Source organism: Micromonospora sp. AKA38 (genome assembly GCF_027925725.1).
GTDB lineage: Bacteria > Actinomycetota > Actinomycetes > Mycobacteriales > Micromonosporaceae > Micromonospora.
This window is the reverse complement of record NZ_BNEI01000002.1, coordinates 272651-293281: the sequence shown is the minus strand read 5'-3', so window position 1 is coordinate 293281 and position 20631 is coordinate 272651. Positions and strand designations below refer to the sequence as shown.

Genomic DNA, 20631 nt, shown 5'->3' with positions numbered 1-20631 from the left:
CCTACAAGAAGCGCTCAGGGTCGAAGCTTTCAAGGTCGATGATGCGAACCCGAGGAAGGACGTTGGTGAAGCAGCCCGCATCCTCCTCGATGTCGAATACATGCAGGCCCGGAAGGTCCGCGAAGCCGGCGTTGAGGAACTCCGTGAACCCGACGACCGCGACCTGATGATCACCTCGTAGGAGCTCGTCGACCTGCGGCAGGAAATCGCCGTCGTGACTGGCGAGCATCACATTGCCCGAGCGCCGGGCGATAGCCTCCAACGTCCGCTGGATGCCGATGTCCACCACCTTCTGATCCGACGAACCAGCGAGCGGGACGGGGCGGTAGTCCATGCTCAGGAGGGCCCGGACGAAGGGCATCGGCAGACCGCCGCCCGAGGCGTTGAGGAAGAACAGTGCCTTCACCGGCTGCTGCCACGTGTCCCGCGCGAAGTCCCGCAGACGCTCCCACCGGGGTCGCTCCGCAGGGGCCGGCCGGCGCTCCAGAACACTGTTGCCGAGAGTGGCATCGATGTTCTCCCCGTCCACGATGAGATACGTGACGGGTGCGGTTGTACCGGGCATTGTTGTGCCTCTCGAGTCGAGCAGCGAGCGCGGACCGGTCGAGCCCGAGCGTTCGACGTGCCGGAGGAAGCCGGGGCTCATGGTCGAGGGTATTGCCTGCCAGCACTGCCAGCAGCGCCTCACAGCGGATCTGACACCGCGACCAGAACCTCAGCCAACCCCGCCGCCACACAGCTGGCCGGACCGGGACCCCGCCGAGGACCACCGCTGAGCCGCCAGGCGCCGGTCGAGGAGGCGGAGGGCACCGGCCGGTGAGTACGCTCGCGCCCGGGTCCGTTCCGACCGACGGGAGACGAGTCATGAGCGACGCCGACGCGCCGTTGTCCGCAACCCCCCGCACCCGGCTGCGCCGCATGAGCCAGAAGGGACGCGGCGACCGCGCCGCCCTCTTCGAGGTGCTGCGGGCCGGTCTCGTCTGCCACCTCGGCGCGCTGGTGGACGGCTGTCCGATGGTGGTGCCGACCGTCTACGGCTTCGACACCACGCACCTGTTCCTGCACGGCTCGGTGGCCAGCCGGAGCCTCACCACCGACGCCGAGGTCTGCGCCACGGTCACGGTCGTCGACGGGCTGGTCCTGGCCCGTTCGGTCTTCGAGCACGGGGTCAACTACCGCAGCGCGATGGTCTACGGGACCCCGCGCAGGGTCGTCGACGCCGAGGAGAAGCGGTACGGCCTGCGGTTGCTGACCGAGCACGTCGCGCCGGGCCAGTGGGACTACACCCGCGGGCCGAACGGCAAGGAGCTCGCGGCTACGGTCCTGCTGGCGCTGCCACTGGCCGAGGCGTCGGTCAAGACCCGCAGCGGCCCGCCCGACGACGGCGCCGGCCCGGACGCCGCGCTCGGCCTCTGGGCCGGTGAGCTTCCCCTGGTCGCGACGTGGCAGCAGCCGCTGACCGATCCCGCGCTGCCCGCGACCGTGGCGGTGCCGGCGCACGTGGCCGCACGCGCCGGGACCCGCGCCGACCGGTCCTGAAAGCACCGGCGCGGGCCGGGTTGCCGACCGGCGCCGCTAGCGCAGTTGCCGCGCCAGCTCGGTGAGCGACACCCCGGGCTGGACGGCCGCGCAGGCCGCCACCACCGCCAGCGCCCGGGGCACGCCCTGGCAGTGGGCCACTATCCCGCGTACCGCCTCGGGTTCCGTCGCGAGGCGGTGCGCGCCGAGGCGGGCCCGCAGCAGCTCGTACGCCTCCTCCGGGGCGAGGCGGTCGAGCACGACGGGGTGCGCGACCTCTCCGGCGACCAGCCCGGTGAGCCGGTCCCGGCTGGTCACCAGCACCATGCACCCGGCCGCGCCGGGCAGGAGTGGCCGGACCTGGTCGGCGTCCCGCGCGTCGTCGAGCACGATGAGCATCCGCCGTCCGGCGAGCAGGCTGCGGTACAGCCCGACCCGGGCGTCGAGGCCACGCGGGATGCCGCCGGCCGGCCCGGCGAGCGCCTCGATGAGGCAGCCCAGCGCGTCCGAGGGCGACGCCGGTGACCTTTGTGTCCGGTTGCCGCTCAGGTCGATGTGGAGCACCCCGTCGGCGAAACGGGTCGCGAACCGGTGCGCCCAGTGCAGCGCCAGTGCGGTCTTGCCGATCCCGGCGCGGCCGATGAGGACGCAAACCACCACGGTGGACATCTGCCGGGGGCCACCGTCGAAGAGCCGGTCGAGTTGGGCGAGCTGGGCGACGCGGCCGGTGAAGCCGGGCACGTCCAGCGGCAGTTGCATCGGCCGCGGCCGGGGCGGTGGCGATGACGGGCCGGGCGGGCCGGGCAGGCCGAGCGCGTCGCGGATCAGTCGGACGGTGGCGGGCCGGGGCCGCAGCACCCGCGCCGACTCCAGGTTGCGGATGCTGCGCACGCTCAGCCCCGTCCGGGCCGCCAACTCCTCCTGGGTGAGGTGGGCCCGCTGTCGGGCCGCGACGATCTCATCACTCAGGGTAACCGGGTAGTCGATCACCATGCCATCCCCACTCGCCTGCTCCGTGCGGGTCTGGCCGATTCGTGCCGACGGTACGCCGTAGCCGGGGCCACTGATCCGGGAGTCGGCCGAGATGTTGCCGTTGAACTGCCGGTTGTCTGCCTGTTCGCAGAGCGACCCTACGCCGACAGTGGCAGTGCCGCCATTCGCCGCGGCGAATCAATCGGAGCCGGGGAGGCGGTGTTTCGAGCAGCGGTCCGCCGTGACCCATCGTGGCTTGGTCACGCACCGCGCCGCCCGGCGCGCGCCGGGCCCGGGGCCGGTCCCCGCCCCCGGTGGGGACGCCCGCGCCGCCGTCACCGCCGGGCCGCCGGCGCGGGCCCCGCCCCGGCCGGTGGCACGCCGCCGACCGGCCCGCGCCACGACGCCGGCGGGACGCGAACCCGCCGTCACGCCGACGACCGCCGCCCCCGGCGGGCCGTCGGCGCCGACCCACGGCCCTGCCGCTCAGGTCACCCGCGATCAGGAGGACAAGCATGCGGAAGTACGTCAGCGACACCGCGCAGCTCACCGACGAGTACGGCATTCAGATCGGCCGCTGGAAGCAGTACCGCGACCTGGGGCCGCTGCCGTTCGACGCGATGTGGTGCGTGATCCCGCCCGGTGCCAGCAGCGCCGAGGACGTGCACCCGGAGGTCGAGTTCGCGGTGGTGACCCGGGGCACCGCCATCTACGAGGCGGCCGGGGAGAAGGTCGAGGTGCCGACCGGCGGGGTGATCCTGCTCGACCCCGAGCGGTCCCACGTGATCCACAACCCCTCCCCGGAGGTCCCGCTGACCATCCTGAGCATCTACTGGATGCCCCGGACCACCGACGCCGACGCCGAGGGCGGCCGGGACGCCGGGGCGGGCCGTGACTGACGGCGCCGCCCCCGCCGGGGTGGTCCTCGTGGTGACGCCGCCGCCGACACCGAACGGGCCGCTGCACGTCGGGCACCTCTCCGGCCCGTACGTCGCCGGGGACATCGCGGCCCGCGCGCTGCGCGCCGACGGCCGCCGGGTCCTGACCCAGTGCGGCCTGGACGCCCACCAGAACTACGTGCCGGCCCGGGCCGAGGCGCGCGGCGAGGCACCCGCGGACACCGCCGCGCACTACGGCGCGCTGGTGGGCGAGGCGCTGCGCGCGGCGCGCATCGGGTACGACGTGATGGTCGACCCGCTGGTCGACGCGGGCTACCGCGACGCCGTGGCCCGGCTGCTCACCGAGCTGGTCGAGGCGAAGGTCGTCGAGCTGGCCCCGATGTCGCTGCGCGCCTGCGCCGGCTGTCACCGGATCCTGCACCACGCCCGGGTCGTGGGGGCCTGCCCGCGCTGCGGGGCGGGGGCGGCCGGCGGCACCTGTGAGGGGTGCGGCAGCTTCCTCGCCGCGGCGGACCTGGTCGACGCCCGCTCGACCTGCTGCTCGGCCGCCCCGGAGCCGGTGACCCACCAGGTGCCGGTCCTCCGGCTGGAGGAGCACCGGGAGCGGCTGTGCGAGTTCTGGTCCCGGGCGGTCCTGCCGCCCCGGCTGCGCCGGCTGGTCGCGGCGTACCTCGACACGGGGCTGCCGGACGTCGCGCTGGCCTACCCGAGCGACTGGGGCATCGAGTGGGGCGACGGCCTGCGGGTGGACGTCTGGGCCGAGATGGCGCTGGCCAACCTGGTGCTGCCGGCCCGCCACCTGCGTCCGGGGGTGGACACGCTGACCGGTTACCTCGACGCCTGGGGCGACGTCGACGAACAGTGGCTGTTCCTCGGCATCGACAACGCCTTCTACTACGCGGTGCTCATCCCCGCCCTGCACCTGGCCGCCGGGCTGCCCGAGCGGCCGACCGGGCTGGTGGTCAACGAGTTCTACCGGCTCACCGGCGCGAAGTTCTCCACCAGCCGGGGGCACGCCATCTGGGCGCACGAGTTCCTGGCCACCGAGGACCCGGCGGTGGTCCGGGCGTTCGTGAGCTGGGACCGGCCGGACAGCTACGAGTCCGACTTCCTGCCGGCCGCGTACGAGGCGTTCAAGGCCGGCTACACCGCGGCGCTCGACGGCGCCGGCCCTCACCTCGACGCGGCGCTGGCGGACATCGAGCTGACCCGGGGCGAGCGGGCGTTGCGCCCGGACGCCTTCGACCCGGCCGCCGCGGTCCGCGCGGCGCTGGCCGCCGCCGGCAGCCGACCCGAACGGGCGGCCCGGCTGCTGGGCCTCGTCGGCGGCACCCTCCCGGCGGGCGCGGGTGACTGAGCCGCGGGTGCTCGTCGTCGGCGCCGGGCTGGCCGGGGTCCTGCTGGCCCGGCGGTTGCAGGACGCGGGCGCCGAGGCGGTGCTCATCGGCACGGCGCCCGACGGCCCGACCGGCGGGTACCGGGACGCCACCGCGGCGTCGGGCGGGCTGGTCCGGGCCTTCGAGCCGGAGCCGGCCGCCCGCGCCCTGGCCGCCGCCAGCCTCGCCGAGCTGCGGGGCGACCCCGGCCTGGCGGCGGCGGCCGGCTGGCGGCGCACCGGCTCGCTCTACCTGCTCGAACCGGACACCGTCGCCGGGGGCGGCGGCGGGATCGGGGCCGGTGCCGCCGCGGTCGACGCCGAGGTGCTCACCGCTGCGGAGGTCGCCCGCCGCTTCGGCGTCGACGGGCTGCCCGAGCACGCCGTGGGGGTCTGGGAGCGCCGGGCCGGCCACGTGGTGCCGGACCGGCTGCGGCGGGCCGTGCTGGCCGGGCTGACCCGGACCGAGGCCGTGCCGATGGCCCGGCTCGACGGCGACACGGTGGAGTTGCGCGACGGCCGGCGGCTCGCCGGTGACCTCGTGGTCGTGGCCGCCGGGGCGTGGACCCCGGGACTGCTGCGGGCCGCCGGGCTTGCCACCCGCCTGCGCACCAAGCACATCCAGTACGCCCACCACGCCGTGCGCCGCGCCGACCTGCCGTCGTTCGTGGACGAGACCAGTGGCCTCTACGGCCGGCCCGCCGGCCCCGGACGCCTCCTGCTCGGCCTGCCCAGCTCCCGCTGGGACGTCGACCCGGCCGCCCCCGCGCCCGACGCCGAACTCGCGGCGCGGGTCCGAGTGGTGGCCGCGTCGCGGCTGCCCGGCCTGGACCCGCGCCCGGCGGGCCCGCCGGTCAGCGCGGCCGACTGCTACAGCGAGCCCCCCGGCCTCGCGCTGCGGGCCGTCTCCGGGACCGTGCACACCTTCACCGGCGGGAGCGGGGGCGCCGCCAAGACCGCCCTGGCCGCCAGCCGACGCGCAGCCAGCGCTCTGCTGGACCACCCATCGTCCGTCGGGGTTCCGACGGGTTAGCCGAAGGCAGAGAGATGACGCAGACATACCACACCGTGGGGATCGGCGCGGGGCCCGCGAACCTGAGCCTCGCGGCGATGTACGACGTGCTCGCGCCGCACGAGATCGCGCTGTTCGAGTCCCGGGACCAGCCGGGCTGGCACGACGGGATGCTGCACAGCGGCGTGCGGATGCAGACCGGCTGGGTCAAGGACCTGGTGTCGCTCTACGACCCGACCCACCCCCTGTCGTTCCTCAACTACCTGGTCACCACCGGGCGGGTCTACGCCCTGCTGGGTGCCGGTTTCGACACGATCCCCCGGATCGAGTACCAGCAGTACCTGAGCTGGGCGGCGGGCCAGTTGCCGAACATCGTCTACGGCACCCGGATCGACCGGGTCGACTTCGACGGCGCGTTGGTCAGTCGCAGCGGTGACGTGGCCGTCGCCCGCTCCCGGCACCTGGTGCTCGGCACCGGCACCGTGCCGTTCCTGCCGGACTTCCTCGCCGCCCTGGATCCCCGGCACGTCTTCGTCGCCGACGAGTTGCACCACCGCCTGTCGACCGTGGCCGACGAGCCGGACGTGCCGTGGATCGTGATGGGCAGCGGGCAGACCAGCGCGGAGTGCGTGGCGGCGCTGTTGGCCCGCGGGGTCCGGGACATCCGCTGGATCGGCCGGCGGTCGTGGTTCGCGCCGCTGGAGGACTCTCCCTCGGCCAACGACCTGTACCGGCCGGCCTACCAGGAGGCGTTCCTCAACCTCTCCCGGGACGTGCGGGAACGCCTGGTCTCCGGGCAGATCCTCACCAGCGACGGCATCTCCCCGGGCACGTTGCGCGGTATCTACCAGCACAACTACGAGGAGCGGCTTCGGACGGGCCGGTTCCCGGTGACCATCATGCCGAGCCGCACCGTCACCGCGGCCCGGCAGCTCGACGGGGAGATCGAGCTGGAGTGCCTCACCGCCGGCAGCGGCGAGGAGCGGCACCGGGCGGTGCACCTGGTGGTCGCCGCGGGGCGGCAGCAGGCCCCGCTGCCCTTCGACGAGGAGTTGACCGCGCTGGTCGACGTCGACGAGCGGGGTCAGCCCGTCATCGAGTCGGACTACTCGATCCGGTGGAAGCACGCCGACCAGCACAAGATCTTCGTGCTGAACCGGGGGCGTTACGTGCAGGGACTTGTCGACTCCAACCTGAGCATCCTGCCGGTGCGCAGCGCCATGGTGCTCAACTCGATCGCCGGCCGGGTGGTCTGCCCGTTCCGCGACGAGTTCCTCAGCACCCGGTGGGCGTGACCCGATGGCCTCCTTCGACTACGACGGCCGGGTCTTCGTCGCCGCCGACCAGGCCGGCACCGACCACGGCACGACCGGCGACGCCGGGCCGCTGACCGGGCACTACCACCAGCGCGGCGACCTGGTCTGGGCCGAGATCACCGGCGGCGCGGTGCGGCACGGCTCGCTGGCCGGGACCTGCGACGCCGAGGGGGTGGTGCGCTTCGCCTACCTGGAGGTGCTCACCGACGGCACCATCGTCGTCGGCGAGTGCGTCTCCCGTCCCGAGCGGCTGCCGGACGGGCGGATCCGCCTGCGCGAGCAGTGGCGCCGGCACGGGCCGCGCCGGGACAGCGGCGTGTCGGTCATCGAGGAGGCCGTCCCGGCCCTCGTCGCACAGGAAGAGATCCACCAACATGTCTGACATCCAGCTCGTCAGCTTCGTCGCCGCGAGCATCCTGATCATCGTCGTGCCCGGGGTGGACTTCGCCCTGGTCACCCGGCAGACCGTGCGGTACGGGCGGCGAGCCGGGTTCGTGGTGCTGGCCGGGCTCTTCGTGGCCGCCCTGGTGCACGCCACGCTCGCCACGGCCGGGCTCTCGGCGCTGCTGGTGTCCTCGCCGCGGCTGTACACCGTGCTGCGCATCGCCGGTGCCCTCTACCTGCTCTACCTGGGGGGCAGCATTCTCTGGGCCACCCGGCCCCGACGCCCCGTGCCGGCCGCGCAGCCGGTCCCGGTGGGCGCCGGCGGGGGCGGCGAGACCCCGAGCGCGCCGCCCGAGCCGGCCCCGGCGGCCGACGAGCCGCACGTGGCCCGTCGCTCGTTCGTCATGGGCATCACCAGCCAGCTGCTGAACGTCAAGGTGGTCATCTTCTACGTCTCGTTCGTCCCGCAGTTCGTCACGTCCGGCGACGGCGCGGCGGCCCGCACGGCGGTGCTCGCCGCGACGTTCATCGGCCTCGCGGTGCTCTGGTGGGCGTGCTACATCCTGCTCATCGACCGGTTGCACGCCTGGTTGACCCGCCCGGCGGTGCTCCTGGTCATCGAGCGGCTGACCGGAGTGATCCTGATCGTCCTCGCCGTGCGGATCGCGCTGACCCGGTGAGCACGGCGGTGGCCGGCACCCCGCCTCCGGGGTGCCGGCCACCGCCGCCTGCCCCGCCCGGGGAGCGCGTCGGCGCCGGCGGGGTTCCAGCCGCCGTGGGCCACGGCGATGCGCTCGGCCCCGGCGACCGACCGCTGTTCCCGGCACCGGCCCAGGGCCTGCGACAAGCGACTGCGCGCCTGCCCAGCGTCTGGTGCAGCCGCCCCATCCGCTCCGGGACCCTGACGGCGCAGCGGCGTCTTCCAGGTCGAGCAGGAGGGGCGGCGGCTCCTCGTGGTGACTTTCTTCGCGCCGAGTCGCGTTACCTCCTCCGAAACTTTCGGCGCTGTGCCGGTCGGGATGCTGGCCTGCCGTCCGGCGCTCCTGCTGGCAGCGAGGTCATTGACGGATGACCGGGGCACTGAGTAGCCTCAGCGAACGAATCATCAGATGTAAATATCTCGATAATTTTCCGAGGCGACGACATGGCCACGGCTGACCGTCGGTGAGCCGTCCGTCGGCTTCCGCCCGCGTGCCCGCTGGTGGGAACCCGTCGCCCTGACCCGCCGCGGTCACCCGACCACCGCCGCTCACGATCACCGATGGAGGGCCGTTGAAACGCGTCCGGAGCACCGCAGCCGTCATCGCCACCCTCGCGCTCCTCCTCGCCGGCTGTGGGGGATCAGACGGCACGTCCGACTCGAAGACCTTCGAGTTCTGGTCGTTCGCCAACATCAACCAGAAGGCCGACGTCGACGTCTACACCAAGGCGCACCCGGACGTGCGGGTCAAGCTCACCGAGGTGGGCAGCACGACCGAGACCGCGCAGGCGCTGACCGCCGCGCTGGCCGGTGGCAAGGTGCCCGACCTGGTGCTGATCCAGGCCGACGACCTGCCGAAGTTCATGCAGTCCCCGGACAACTTCGTCGACCTCACCACGCTGGGCGCGGGCGACATCAAGGGCAACTACCTCGACTGGGTGATGGCGCAGTCGACGACCAAGGACGGCAAGATCATCGGTGTGCCGACCGACGTCGGCGGCCTGGCGGTCGCCTACCGGACCGACCTGTTCAAGGCAGCCGGCCTGCCCACCGACCGGGACGAGGTCGCCAAGCTCTGGCCGACGTGGGACAAGTTCATCGACGTCGGCAGGAAGTACGTCCAGCAGACCGGGAAGCCGTTCGTGGACAACACGCCGACAAGCGTCTTCTTCCAGGCGGTCAACCAGGGCAGCCAGCGCTACTACAGCGCCGACCGCAAGCTGGACTACGACAACGAGCAGGTCAAGTCGGCGTTCGACGTGACGCTGAAGGCCTTCGGCGCGGGCATCTCCGCCAAGCAGGGGTCGTTCTCGTCCGGCTGGACCGCGGCCATGAAGAAGGGCGACTACGCGGTGGTGTGCTCACCGTCCTGGATGCTCAGCCAGATGAAGACGAACGCCCCCGAGACGAACGGCAAGTGGGACATCGCCACCATTCCCGGTGGCTCGGGGAACTGGGGTGGCAGCTTCCTCGCCATCCCCAAGCGCGCCAAGAACGCGAAGGCGGCCTGGAACTACATCTCCGAGATGCAGTCGCCGAAGGGGCAACTGGACCACTTCCTGATGCAGGGGTCGCTGCCCACCACGCCGTCGGTCTACACGGACCCGCAGTTGGTCGGCAAGACCGACCCGTTCTTCAGCAACGCGCCGATCGGCAAGATCTACACCCAGTCGGTGGTGGGGATCAAGCCCTTCTACTTCGGTCCGCAGGACGGCCCCGTCGGCACCGAGTTCCTCAACACGCTCACCAGCGTCGAGCAGGGCAAGGTGAACCCGGCCAACGCCTGGAACACCGCGCTGACAAACGTCAAGAACGCCGTACGCGAATGACGGAGGACTGACGCGCGGCGGCCGGGTACCGCCCGGCTGCCGCCCATCGGGAAGGTGACGCCTTGACCACCATGCTCACCCCGGCCACGGCCGTACCGGACGTCCGGCGGCCCGGTCGCAAGCGGCGGATCCGGCAGGGCGTACGGGAGTCCCTGGCGCCGTACGCGTACATCTCGCCGTTCTTCGTGCTCTTCCTGATCTTTGGCCTCTTCCCGTTGCTGTTCACCTTCTACATCTCCCTGTTCGACTGGGACCCCATCGGCGAGCACCGTTTCGTGGGGTTGGACAACTTCTCCGAACTCCTGCACGACCCGCGCTTCTGGGGGGCGCTGCGGAACACGTTCAGCATCTGGGTGCTGTCGACGGTGCCGCAGTTGCTCCTGGCGCTCGGCCTGGCCCACCTGCTCAACCACGCACGGCTGCGGCTGGCCGCGTTGTTCCGGATGTCGGTGCTCGTTCCCTACGTCACCTCGGTGGCGGCCACGACCATCGTCTTCGCCCAGATGTTCGACCGCGACTACGGCATGATCAACTGGTTCCTCGGGTTGCTGGGCTTCGACCACATCGACTTCACGGCGTCGCTGTGGGGCAGCCACATCATGATCGCCACGATGATCGCCTGGCGCTGGACCGGTTACAACACGCTGCTGTACCTCGCCGCGCTCCAGGCGGTCCCCCGGGAACTGTACGAGGCCGCCGCCGCCGACGGTGCGAACGGCTGGAAACAGTTCCTGCACATCAGCATCCCCTCGTTGCGGCCGATCATCGCGTTCACCGTCGTGACGTCGACCATCGGCGGGTTGCAGGTCTTCACCGAGCCGCTGCTGGCCAACCCGGTGGGCGGACTCACGTGCGGAGCGGCACGGCAGTGCCAGACCGTCACCCTCTACCTCTACGAGCAGTCCTTCGGGCAGTTCCACTTCGGCTACGGCGCGGCGGTCGGCGTCGCGCTCTTCGTCATCGTGGTGGCCTTCTCCGGACTCAACTATCTGTTGGCCACCCGCATCCGTTCGGAGCGCCCATGAAGCCCGTACCCTCGACCGCCGCGCCCGGGCGGGCCAGGCGGCGCTCGGCCAACCGCGTCCCGCTCCCGGTGTACGCGCTGCTCACCCTCACCGCGCTCGGCAGCGTCTTTCCGCTCTACTGGATGTTCGTGGTGGCGACGACGGACTCCGCCACCGCGACGACGCTGCCGCCGACGATCACGCCCGGCGGCAACTTCCTGCACCTGGCGGAGTTGGTCCTCACCATCGTGCCGTTCGTGCAGTCCCTGCTCAACAGCCTCGTCGTCGCCGGCACGATCGCCGTGGGCCAGGCGCTGCTCTGCGCGTTGGCCGGCTTCGCCTTCGCCAAGCTGTCCTTCCCCGGCCGCAACACGCTGTTCCTCATCGTCGTGCTGACCATGACGGTGCCGGCGCAGCTGGCCGTGGTGCCGCAGTACCTGATCATCTCCCAGCTCAACTGGGTCGACAGTCTTCAGGCGGTGATCGTTCCCGGGTTGGTCAGCGCGTTCGGCATCTTCTGGATGCGCCAGCACATCGGCAGCACCATCGACGACGAGCTGATGCAGGCGGCGCGGGTGGACGGCGCGACCACCTGGCAGATCTTCTGGCGGGTAGCCTTCCCGTTGGTCCGCCCGGCGGCGTACGTGCTGGGGCTGTTCACGTTCGTCTACGCGTGGAACGACTTCCTGTGGCCGTTCATCGTCCTGAAGTCACCGGAGAACTACACCGTCCAGATCGCCATCAAGGCACTGCAACAGAACCGCGACATCGACCTGGGCCTGGCCATGTCCGGCTCCTTCCTGGCCACCCTCCCGCTGCTGGTGCTGTTCGTCTTCGTCGGACGACGTCTGGTGCAGGGCATCATGGAAGGCGCCTTCAAGGGGTGAGCGTGCCGGTCCCGTCATCCGGTCGGCCGGTAGTCGAACCAGTCGAACCCGGCGGTTCCCTCGGTGACGTACATGCCGATGACCCGTCCGGTGAAGCCGGAGGCGACTTCGGTGGACAGGTAGCGCCCGTCCAGCTCCGCCAGGTACGCCCAGCCGTCTCCGGTCTCGACCTCGAACCTGATCGTGTCACTGCCGGCGGCCACGACGCCCACGTGGCCCGCCCGCGCGAGATCGTCGGACGAGGTGACCGTCGGCGGCAGCACGTCGGTGCTCCGGATGCTCAGTGCCACGGTCACCGCCCCCGCCGGCACCTGACACTCCCCGAACACCTGGCGGAACGGCCCGACCCGGCCGATGACCCGAGCCCGGCCCCGCGCGAGTTCCAGGTCGTAGTGGTGGGCCTCGTCGATCCTGATCGTCAGGCCGGACCGGCCGGAGCCGGGATCGACGCGGGCGCTGACCCGGCAGTCATGGTGCTGCTGGCGACGGCCGACGATGACGGCGCCGCTCCGGTCGAGGCTGTCGCCGGTCGCGTGCAGGGTCAGCCAGCCGGGCCGCTCGGTCAACGACCAGGCCGAGGCGGGCCGCTCACGGGGGGAGATCCACTGTGCGCCCAGCCGCTCGTCGTCGAAGTCGTCCCGGTCGTCCCACCCGGTCGTCCCCGCCGAGCCGGTCCCGCACCGGACGGGTTCGACCACCGGCCACCCGTCGACCCAGCGCACCGGCACCAGGAACGTCTCCCGCCCGAGTACGTGGTAGGGCGGCCAGTGCCCCTTGGCCCGGATGCCCAGCAGGACCATCCACCAGCTGCCGTCCGCGGCCTCGACCATGTCGGCGTGCCCGGTCGCCTGCACCGGCTGGTCGGTACCGCGATGCGTCAGGATCGGATTGGCCGGCCCGGGCTGGAACGGCCCGCGCGGCGAGCGCGCGCGGGCGACGCTCACCGCGTGGCCGGTGTGCGTACCGCCCTCCGAGACGAGCAGGTACCACCAGTCACCGATCCGGTACAGGTGCGGCGCCTCCGGGTACTGGCCACCCGTTCCCGACCACATCGGCACCGGCCCCTCGAAGACCTCTCCGGTACCCGGGTCGATCCGGTACGACTCGACCCCGGACACCGTCAGCCAGCAGTTGCCGTCGTCGTCCCACGCCAGCGACGGGTCCACGTGCGGCAGGTCCAGGTAGACCGGATCCGACCACGGGCCGGCGGGATCGGTCGCGGTGACGATCAGGTGTCGACCGAGCGTGACGTTCGTCGTGACGACCCAGAACCGGTCGTCGTGGTAGCGGATCGTCGGCGCGTAGATGCCCCGCGAGGCCAGCGTGTCGGGGGGCAGCCGAAGCTGACCGGCGCGGTCGAGCACGTTGCCGATCTGGCGCCAACTGAACAGGTCCCGACTGTGGAAGATCGGCACACCGGGCGAGTACTCGAAGCTCGAACACACGAGGTAGTAGTCGTCACCGGCGCGGCAGATGCTCGGATCGGGCCAGAAACCCGGGAGGATCGGGTTGCGGTAGCTGGGGGACTCACCGTGGGCGGACACGGCATGAGTGTCGATGTCGTGAGGCGTCTCGGCAAGCCGGTCGTGTCGTCGATCACCGCCAGCACCGAGGCCGAGTGATGACGAGCCTCCGCCGCCGACTGTCCGGCCGGCTCCGGCGCGCCCGTCGCCACGCGGCCACCGAGCCGCCGTACGCCCTCACCGTGCGGCGCGGGCTGCGCGTGCCGATGGACGACGGTGTCGAGCTGCGCGCCGACCTCTACCTGCCGCTCGGCACGGTCGAACCGCCGTTGCCCACTGTCGTCGTCCGCTCGCCGTACGGCCGGCACGGCTCCCTCACCCACGCGCCGGCGCTGGCGGGCGAGGGGTTCACGGTTCTGGTGCAGAGCTGCCGCGGTACGGGCGGCTCCGGTGGCAGCTTCCGGCCGCAGCTCGACGAGCAGCGCGACGGCATGGCCACCCACCGATGGGTACGCCGCCAGCCCTGGTTCACCGGCACGGTCGCGACGTACGGGGAGAGCTACCTCGGCTACGTCCAGTGGGCCGTGGCGGGACGGATGTGCCGGGACGATCCGGGGAACGCGCCGGACGCCCTGTGCCTGAACGTCACGATGGCCGACCTCGGCGCGGTCACCTGGAACAACGGCGCCTTCTCGCTGGGCGGCTCGCTCGGCTGGTCGCGCCGGATGGCGCTGCGGGGCATGCGTGGCGCGCTGGTCCGGGCGCGACTCGCGTGGCGGCCGGACCGGAAGCTGGCCGAAGCCTTCGACGTCCTGCCCCTGTCCCGCGCCGACACCGTCGTGGCCGGCCACCCGATCGGCTGGTACCAGGACTGGCTGGCCCACGAGAGCCTCTCCGACGACTACTGGACCCGGCAGTCGCACACCGCGTCGGTGCCCGACGTCACCGCACCCGTGTACATGGCCACCGGCTGGTACGACATCTTCCTTCCCTGGCAGTTGCGCAACTACGCCCAACTCGCCGCGGCCGGTCGCCCGCCACGGCTCACCATCGGCCCGTGGGGCCACCGCGGCGACCGGAGTCCGTTCCTCACCGAGTCGATCGCGTTCCTCAAGGAACACTTCGCCGGCGTGCCCGCGGCCCGGCCGGCGCCCGTGCGCGCCTTCCTCACCGGCGCGGAACAGTGGCGTGACCTACCCGCGTGGCCGCCGCCGGGCACCGTCGTGCAGCGGTGGCACCTGCATCCGTCCGGGCTGCTCGACGCGGCCGTACCCGCCGGGGGCAGCACCCGCTACACCTACGATCCGGACCGGCCCACACCCGCGCTCGGTGGTCCCGGCCCGGCCCCCGGCCCGGTCGACAACAGCGCCCACGAACGCCGTGCGGACGTGGTCGTCTTCCGTGGTCCACCGCTGGCGGACGCTGTCGTCCTCGCCGGGGAGCCGATCGCCCACGTGCGGTTCCGCTCGACGGCGGCCAGCGCGGACGTGTTCGTCCGGATCTGCGACGTGCACCCCGACGGCCGCTCGATGAGCGTGTGCGACGGCATCCGCCGCCTCGGCGGCGTCGGCACCTCGGCCACCGACCCGCGGCCCGACGAGGACGGTTTCGTCGAGCTGGCGGTGCCGCTGTGGCCGGCGTTCCACCGCTTCGCCGCTGGCCACCGCGTCGCCGTGCAGGTCAGCTCCGGAGCGCATCCGCGCTACGCCCGCAATCCCGGCAGCGGCGAACCCGCCGCCACCGCGACCACGACGGTACGGGCGCGGCAGGAGATCTCGCACGACGGCGCCCACCCGTCCCGGCTCGACCTGCCGGTGTGGACGTGACCGGGCGCGAACGTGTCGACAGCTACGTGACCAACGTCAGGAGGATTCCCCGGATGACATCCGTATTCCATGTGGCGACCACCGGTTCGGATCACGCCGACGGCTGCGCCGAGCGGCCGTTCCGGACGATCAACCGGGCGGCCGGCGTCGCGCAGCCCGGTGACACCGTGGTGGTGCACGCGGGGGAGTACCGCGAGTGGGTGAAGCCACGCCACGGCGGTCTCAGCGACTCCCGCCGCATCACCTACCAGGCCGCGCCCGGCGAGCACGTGGTGATCAAGGGATCGGAGCGTGTCACGGGCTGGGAACCGCTCGGCGGGACGGTGTGGCGGGCGGTCGTCGACAACGCGCTGTTCGGCGCGTTCAACCCGTTCGCCGAGGAGGTGGCCGGCGACTGGATCGTGTACGGCAAGGGTGCGCCACGCCGGCACCTCGGCGACGTCTATCTGAACGGCGTGAGCTTCTTCGAGGTGGCGAGCCGGGCGGAGGTCGACGCTCCGCCCCGGCGCACCGAGGTCGTCGACGACTGGACCAGGGTGACCCGTCCGGTCGGCGATCCGGACCAGACCCAGCTCGTCTGGTACGCCGAGGTCGGCGAGCGGACGACGATCTGGGCCAACTTCCAGGGCGCCGACCCGAACACGGAGCTGGTCGAGATCAACGTACGCCGCAGCGTCTTCCACCCGGAACAGCCGCACCTGGACTACCTCACGGTCCGTGGCTTCGAGCTGGCGCACGCGGCCAGCCCGTGGGCGCCGCCGACCGCCGACCAGCCGGGCCTGATCGGACCCAACTGGGCGAAAGGATGGGTCATCGAGGACAACGTGATCCATGACGCCAAGTGCGCGGCGATCTCGATCGGGAAGGAGGGGTCGACCGGGCAGAACCACTCCGCTCTGCGTGGCGACAAGCCGGGCTACCAGTACCAGGTGGAGTCGGTCTTCGCGGCCCGCCAGATCGGGTGGGACCGCGAGCACATCGGCTCGCACGTGATCCGCCGCAACACGATCTACGACTGCGGCCAGAACGCCATAGTCGGTCACCTCGGGTGCGCGTTCTCCACGATCGAGGACAACCACATCTACCGCATCGGCGTGAAGCGCGAGTTCTACGGGTACGAGATCGCCGGCATCAAGCTGCACGCCGCCATCGACGTGGTGATCCGGCACAACCGGATCCACGACTGCTCGCTCGGCACCTGGCTGGACTGGCAGGCGCAGGGCACCCGGCTGTCCCGCAACGTCTACCACGACAACTGCCGGGACCTCTTCGTCGAGGTCAGCCACGGTCCCTACCTGGTCGAGCACAACATCTTCGGCTCGCCCGCCTCGCTGGAGCTGTTCAGTCAGGGAGGCGCGTTCGTCCAGAACCTGATCTGTGGCACCGTGCGGCTGGAGCCGGTGTTGGACCGCGCCACGCCCTACCACCGCCCGCACAGCACCCAGGTCGCCGGGTACGCGGTGATCTACGGCGGCGACGACAGGTACGTCGGGAACCTCTTCCTGGGCGGCGACCCGGGCGCCGCCTACGGGGCGGGCGCGGAGGGCGAGGGGCCACCGCTGGCCGGCACCGCCGGATACGACGGCCATCCCGCGTCGTTCGAGGAGTACCTGGCCCGCCTCGCCGACCAGCCGCCGAGCGACCAGCAGAAGTACCTCGACGTGAAGCAACCGGTGTACGCCCGCGCGAACGCCTACACCGCGGGCGCCCGGCCGTTCGAGGGTGAGCGCGAGCCGTGGGTGCTGGGCGCCGCGACAGCGACAGTTGTCGACGAGGACGACGCGCTCTGGCTCGTCACGGATCTCCCCGAGGCGTTCGACGAGGCCCGGGTCGGTGTGGTCACCGGCCGGGAGCTGGCACGGGTCCGGTGCGCCGACGCGGAGTTCGAGGAGGTCGACGGCAGCCCCGCCGTCATGGACATCGACCTGTCGGGCGCACCCCGGCAACCTGGACGAGACGGCGCCGTCGGCCCGCTCGCGCGCCTTCGGTCCGGGCCGCGCCGAATACGCCTCTTCTGACCACGGCGGCCCCCGGGTCGCGCGGTGCCGGTCCGCGCCCGGTCCGCCGGGCCTGCTCGTGGACCTGGGGTGCGCCGGCTGACGGCCTATCCGAGCAGTGCCACCGCCGCGGCCAGGGTGGCCAGCGACAGCGTCGTGGTCATCACCACCGCCCGGTTGGCCACCGTCTCGCCGACGCCGTACTCCTGGGCGATGATGAACGTGTTCTGCGCGGTCGGCAGGCCCGCGCACACCACCACGGCGAGCAACTGCGGCGCAGACAGGTGCAGGGCCAGCCCGGCCGCGTACGCGATGACCGGCTGTGCGACGAGCTTCAGCGCGGTGATCGCGGCCAGCGCGGCCGGCTCGGCCCCTGACGGCGATGCCCGGTGCAGCGACGCGCCGAGCGCGACCAGGGCGGTCGGAACCGCGGCGCCCGCCAGCAGGGTGAGCGACGCGTCGGCCACCGACGGCAGGCGCAGGCCGGCAGCCGAGCACCCGACACCGAGCAGCGACGCCAGGATCACCGGGTTGCGCACCGGTAGGGAGGCGATCCGGCGGATCCGTACCCGCCCGGCCGGGTTGCGGTGCCGGTCCAGGGCGACCAGGACCATCGGCGTCACCACCAACACCTGCCACAGCACCACCTCCGCCAGGAACGACACGGTGCCGAGAACCTGCGTGGCGATCGGGATGCCGAGGTTCGCCGAGTTCACGTACCCGGCGGCCATGCCCCAGACCGGCCGCTCGCCGCGCCCGCGACCGAACAGCCGGCTCGCGCCGAGCCACCCGGCCCCGACGACCGCGGCCGTGCTCACCCCGAAAGCGAGCAGCGAGCGACCGGCGAAGCCGGACAGCGGCATGCGGGACAGCGTCAGGAACAGGGCGGACGGCATCGCGAGGTGGAACACGAACCGGCCGAGCACCGACGCCGCCGCCTCACCCAGCAGGCCCTGTCGACAAGCCAGGTAGCCGACCGCGGTGAGGATCCAGATCGGTACGAACGCCGAGATCAAGGTCATGCAAGGGTCCTGTCCGCTTGCGGGCCTCGTCGGGCGCCCGCGTCGGGCCCGCATCCGCTTCCCTCACCGGCCCGGTGGCTCCGCCTCTCCAGTGCCGGGACGACGCCGCCCCGGGGCGAGTCCGGACGTAGCCGTGCCGTTCGACTGTCGGGTACGGCTGCCGGTTCGCCGCCGCGTGCCGCCGGGCGACGGCGGTGGCGCCCGGCAACCAGTCCGGCTGGTGGCCGGGGAGGCCGAAGCCAAATGACATGACGGCACGGTAGTCCGCTCCGGATAATCCTCGACGGGTCGTGACGCGCCCGCCTCGCCATGCTGATCGACGACCCGGAGGCGGAGGAGGTGCGGGCCCTGTCCGCTCGGATGCGTGCCGCCTGGTCGTCGTTCGCCGCGCACGCAGACCCGGGCTGGCCCGCGTACGAGAGGGATCACCGGCTCGTCCAGTGCTTCGACGCGTCGTCCACCGTCACCGCCTATCCGGAGGAGTCCTCCCGCCTGATCTGGGAGAACCACACCTTCTCCGCGCTGCCGTTGATCGGCCGGTGACGGTTCGACATCAGAGCGAGATCCGGTTGGGCAAGCCGGCAGGCGGCCCGGTGGGCCCGGTGGATCGGATGCTGCGGGGACCGTTCGGAGGGTGCCCGCGCGACGCGGGCACCCTCCGAGGGCTGGCGGTGCCGGGTTCCCGGCTCGCCCTCAGCTCGTGGGGCCGGACGCCGCCCCACCGAGGGTCACCTTGAGGATCTTCTCGTTGCTGTTGTTCGGAGTGCTGTCCTTGTCCCCGCCGGTGCTCGTGGTCAGCCACAGGTTGCCGTCGAGGGTCGGTTCGACGGTGCGCAGCCGGAAGTACGTCCCGACGAAGTACTGCTGGACGTTGGTGAGCGTGTTGCCGCTGATCTCCGCACGGTACATCCGGTTGCCACGCAGGCAGGCGATGTAGAGCACGTCCCGGACGATCGCGATGCCGCTGCACGAGGCCTCGGCCACCGGGTACGTCCGGACCGGGGCCCTGAAGTTCGGGTTGGCGCAGTCGCCGGAGGTGCCCTCGCAGGCGGGCCAGCCGTAGTTGCCGCCCTTGACGATGATGTTGGTCTCGTCCATGACGTTGTTGCCGAACTCCTGCTCGAAGAGCCGGCCCTGGGAGTCGAAGGCGAGTCCCTGCGGGTTGCGGTGGCCGTAGCTCCAGACGTAGTTGCCGAAGGGGTTGTCCGCCGGCACGGTGCCGTCGGGGTTGAGCCGCAGCACCTTGCCGCCCAGGTTGTTGGTGTCCTGGGCCACGTCCGGGTCCTGTCCGTCGCCGGCGGCGGCGTAGAGCTTGCCGTCGGGGCCGAACCGCAGCCGGCCGCCGTTGTGGTACTTGTTGCGCGGGATTCCCGTGACGAGCACCTGCTCGGTGTTGGCTTGCAGCGTGCCGTCGTAGCGGATGCGCACGATCCGGTTGTCGGTCGTGGTGGTGTGGTAGATGTACAGCCAGTGGTCGGTGGTGAAGGTGGCCGAGACGGCCAGCCCGAGCACGCCGCCCTCGCCGTTGGTGCCGGCCACGTTCGGCACGCTGCCGATGCTGTGCTTGTCGGTGCCGTCCGGGTTCATGGCGACGATGTCGAACAGGTCGCGCCGGCCGTAGAGGACCGTGCCGTCGGGCAGTTGCACCAGGCCCCAGGGCAGGTCCCTCTCGGTGGTGACCGCCGTGGCGCCGCAGATCGGGCTCGTGCAGCCCGAGCCGGTGTGCGCGGTGACCGCGGCGCTCGCCCCCGAGACATTGCCCTGGGCGTCCCGGGCGGTCACCGTGTACCGGTAGTCGGTGTCGGGCGTCAGCCCGGTGTCGGTGAACGTGGTCGCCGGCGGGTTGCCGGCGGTGCCGGTGGTGGAGCCGACCGCCGTACCGTTGCGCAGGATGGTGTAGCCGGTGACCGCGACGTTGTCGGTGGAGGCCGACCAGGTGAGGGTCACGTCCGTGCCGTTGACCGTCGTGGCCGGGTTGGTCGGCGTGCTGGGCGGAGACGTGTCCTGCTGGCAGAACGGCGGGGTGACCGAGAGCGTGGAGCTGGCCTGCGAGACGTTGCCGGCGGCGTCGCGGGCGTTGACGTACCAGCCCCAGGTGACACCCTGCACGACGCTGAGCGTGGCGGTCAGCGTCCGTCCCGAGACCGAGGTGACGAGCTGGCCGTCGTGGTAGATGTCGTAGAAGGCGACGCCGACGTTGTCCCGGGAGGCGTACCAGGAGAGCGTGACGGACTGGCAGGTGAGCCGGGTGCTACGCAGGCCGGTCGGCCGGGTGGGTGGGCTGGTGTCGGCGGCGAGCCGGGCCGCCGGCCGGCTCCCGGTCGCCGGCGCGGCCGGCGCGGCGTTGGCGGGTACGCCGGTCAGGACGGTGCCGGCGCAGATCAGCAGGGCGAGCGGGACGCGGTGTCGGAGCTTCCGAGGACTCAT

At 72.0% G+C, this 20631-nt stretch carries 18 protein-coding genes; 13 read left to right on the top strand and 5 right to left on the bottom strand.

Annotation, left to right across the window (positions count from 1 at the left end):
• Position 1: 1 nt before the first annotated feature.
• Positions 2–646 (bottom strand): NYN domain-containing protein, encoded by a 645-nt coding sequence (locus TPA0908_RS04845; RefSeq protein ID WP_281935048.1) that lies wholly within the window; start codon positions 644–646, stop codon positions 2–4.
• Between the two features lie 218 nt (positions 647–864).
• Between TPA0908_RS04845 and TPA0908_RS04840 the strand changes: the two genes are divergently transcribed.
• Complete coding sequence (locus TPA0908_RS04840; RefSeq protein WP_281935047.1) at positions 865–1539, top strand: pyridoxamine 5'-phosphate oxidase family protein; 675 nt, start codon at positions 865–867, stop codon at positions 1537–1539.
• A gap of 36 nt (positions 1540–1575) precedes the next feature.
• Here the strand turns inward: TPA0908_RS04840 and TPA0908_RS04835 are convergent, their stop codons facing one another.
• Positions 1576–2511: a helix-turn-helix domain-containing protein gene (locus tag TPA0908_RS04835; RefSeq protein WP_281935045.1), complete on the bottom strand. Its 936-nt coding sequence runs from the start codon at positions 2509–2511 to the stop codon at positions 1576–1578.
• 494 nt (positions 2512–3005) lie between these two features.
• Between TPA0908_RS04835 and TPA0908_RS04830 the strand changes: the two genes are divergently transcribed.
• The 9 genes from TPA0908_RS04830 to TPA0908_RS04790 all read left to right on the top strand — a co-directional run bounded on the left by TPA0908_RS04830 (position 3006) and on the right by TPA0908_RS04790 (position 11896).
• Complete coding sequence (locus TPA0908_RS04830) at positions 3006–3389, top strand: cupin domain-containing protein (RefSeq protein WP_281935043.1); 384 nt, start codon at positions 3006–3008, stop codon at positions 3387–3389.
• On the top strand, positions 3382–4746 hold the full coding sequence (locus tag TPA0908_RS04825; protein WP_281935041.1) for a class I tRNA ligase family protein: 1365 nt from the start codon (positions 3382–3384) through the stop codon (positions 4744–4746). The genes TPA0908_RS04830 and TPA0908_RS04825 overlap by 8 nt, the downstream gene beginning before the upstream one ends.
• A complete protein-coding gene (locus TPA0908_RS04820; protein ID WP_281935039.1) occupies positions 4739–5797 on the top strand; it encodes an NAD(P)/FAD-dependent oxidoreductase in 1059 nt (352 codons plus the stop codon). Before TPA0908_RS04825 ends, TPA0908_RS04820 begins: the two co-directional genes overlap by 8 nt.
• A 14-nt stretch (positions 5798–5811) precedes the next feature.
• Positions 5812–7071, top strand: a complete 1260-nt coding sequence (locus TPA0908_RS04815; RefSeq protein ID WP_281935038.1) for a lysine N(6)-hydroxylase/L-ornithine N(5)-oxygenase family protein — start codon at positions 5812–5814, stop codon at positions 7069–7071.
• Positions 7072–7075: 4 nt separating this feature from the next.
• A complete protein-coding gene (locus TPA0908_RS04810) occupies positions 7076–7474 on the top strand; it encodes a hypothetical protein (protein ID WP_281935036.1) in 399 nt (132 codons plus the stop codon).
• Positions 7467–8156, top strand: coding sequence for a LysE family translocator (locus tag TPA0908_RS04805; protein ID WP_281935034.1), 690 nt, complete (start codon positions 7467–7469; stop codon positions 8154–8156). Before TPA0908_RS04810 ends, TPA0908_RS04805 begins: the two co-directional genes overlap by 8 nt.
• A gap of 592 nt (positions 8157–8748) precedes the next feature.
• A complete protein-coding gene (locus TPA0908_RS04800) occupies positions 8749–10005 on the top strand; it encodes an ABC transporter substrate-binding protein (protein WP_281935032.1) in 1257 nt (418 codons plus the stop codon).
• 71 nt (positions 10006–10076) lie between these two features.
• Positions 10077–11030 carry a carbohydrate ABC transporter permease gene (locus TPA0908_RS04795; protein ID WP_281936241.1) on the top strand — a complete coding sequence of 318 codons (954 nt, stop codon included), beginning with the start codon at positions 10077–10079 and terminating at the stop codon, positions 11028–11030.
• Entirely contained in the window at positions 11027–11896 is an 870-nt protein-coding gene (locus TPA0908_RS04790; protein WP_281935030.1) for a carbohydrate ABC transporter permease, read from the top strand. The genes TPA0908_RS04795 and TPA0908_RS04790 overlap by 4 nt, the downstream gene beginning before the upstream one ends.
• 14 nt (positions 11897–11910) lie before the next feature.
• On the opposite strand, the gene TPA0908_RS04785 is transcribed toward TPA0908_RS04790, so the two are convergent.
• Positions 11911–13440, bottom strand: a complete 1530-nt coding sequence (locus TPA0908_RS04785) for a glycoside hydrolase family 43 protein (RefSeq protein WP_281935028.1) — start codon at positions 13438–13440, stop codon at positions 11911–11913.
• 77 nt (positions 13441–13517) lie between these two features.
• Between TPA0908_RS04785 and TPA0908_RS04780 the strand changes: the two genes are divergently transcribed.
• Both TPA0908_RS04780 and TPA0908_RS04775 read left to right on the top strand, forming a co-directional pair.
• Positions 13518–15185 (top strand): CocE/NonD family hydrolase, encoded by a 1668-nt coding sequence (locus TPA0908_RS04780; RefSeq protein WP_281935027.1) that lies wholly within the window; start codon positions 13518–13520, stop codon positions 15183–15185.
• A gap of 53 nt (positions 15186–15238) precedes the next feature.
• Positions 15239–17203, top strand: a complete 1965-nt coding sequence (locus tag TPA0908_RS04775) for a right-handed parallel beta-helix repeat-containing protein (RefSeq protein ID WP_281935026.1) — start codon at positions 15239–15241, stop codon at positions 17201–17203.
• Positions 17204–17289: 86 nt separating this feature from the next.
• Here TPA0908_RS04775 and TPA0908_RS04770 read toward each other — a convergent pair whose 3' ends face one another.
• On the bottom strand, positions 17290–18204 hold the full coding sequence (locus TPA0908_RS04770; RefSeq protein WP_281935024.1) for an AEC family transporter: 915 nt from the start codon (positions 18202–18204) through the stop codon (positions 17290–17292).
• A gap of 309 nt (positions 18205–18513) precedes the next feature.
• Here TPA0908_RS04770 and TPA0908_RS04765 point away from each other — a divergent pair, with 309 nt between their 5' ends.
• On the top strand, positions 18514–18747 hold the full coding sequence (locus TPA0908_RS04765; protein WP_281935022.1) for a hypothetical protein: 234 nt from the start codon (positions 18514–18516) through the stop codon (positions 18745–18747).
• 150 nt (positions 18748–18897) lie between these two features.
• On the opposite strand, the gene TPA0908_RS04760 is transcribed toward TPA0908_RS04765, so the two are convergent.
• Positions 18898–20631, bottom strand: a complete 1734-nt coding sequence (locus TPA0908_RS04760) for a PQQ-dependent sugar dehydrogenase (protein WP_281935019.1) — start codon at positions 20629–20631, stop codon at positions 18898–18900.

Coding starts and splice junctions, on each gene's coding strand:
- TPA0908_RS04845 (WP_281935048.1), bottom strand. CDS start 646: ATGAGCCCCGGCTTCCTCCGGCACGTCGAACGCTCGGGCTCGACCGGT.
- TPA0908_RS04840 (WP_281935047.1), top strand. CDS start 865: ATGAGCGACGCCGACGCGCCGTTGTCCGCAACCCCCCGCACCCGGCTG.
- TPA0908_RS04835 (WP_281935045.1), bottom strand. CDS start 2,511: ATGGTGATCGACTACCCGGTTACCCTGAGTGATGAGATCGTCGCGGCC.
- TPA0908_RS04830 (WP_281935043.1), top strand. CDS start 3,006: ATGCGGAAGTACGTCAGCGACACCGCGCAGCTCACCGACGAGTACGGC.
- TPA0908_RS04815 (WP_281935038.1), top strand. CDS start 5,812: ATGACGCAGACATACCACACCGTGGGGATCGGCGCGGGGCCCGCGAAC.
- TPA0908_RS04810 (WP_281935036.1), top strand. CDS start 7,076: ATGGCCTCCTTCGACTACGACGGCCGGGTCTTCGTCGCCGCCGACCAG.
- TPA0908_RS04805 (WP_281935034.1), top strand. CDS start 7,467: ATGTCTGACATCCAGCTCGTCAGCTTCGTCGCCGCGAGCATCCTGATC.
- TPA0908_RS04795 (WP_281936241.1), top strand. CDS start 10,077: ATGCTCACCCCGGCCACGGCCGTACCGGACGTCCGGCGGCCCGGTCGC.
- TPA0908_RS04790 (WP_281935030.1), top strand. CDS start 11,027: ATGAAGCCCGTACCCTCGACCGCCGCGCCCGGGCGGGCCAGGCGGCGC.
- TPA0908_RS04780 (WP_281935027.1), top strand. CDS start 13,518: ATGACGAGCCTCCGCCGCCGACTGTCCGGCCGGCTCCGGCGCGCCCGT.
- TPA0908_RS04775 (WP_281935026.1), top strand. CDS start 15,239: ATGACATCCGTATTCCATGTGGCGACCACCGGTTCGGATCACGCCGAC.
- TPA0908_RS04770 (WP_281935024.1), bottom strand. CDS start 18,204: ATGACCTTGATCTCGGCGTTCGTACCGATCTGGATCCTCACCGCGGTC.
- TPA0908_RS04765 (WP_281935022.1), top strand. CDS start 18,514: ATGCTGATCGACGACCCGGAGGCGGAGGAGGTGCGGGCCCTGTCCGCT.
- TPA0908_RS04760 (WP_281935019.1), bottom strand. CDS start 20,631: ATGAGTCCTCGGAAGCTCCGACACCGCGTCCCGCTCGCCCTGCTGATC.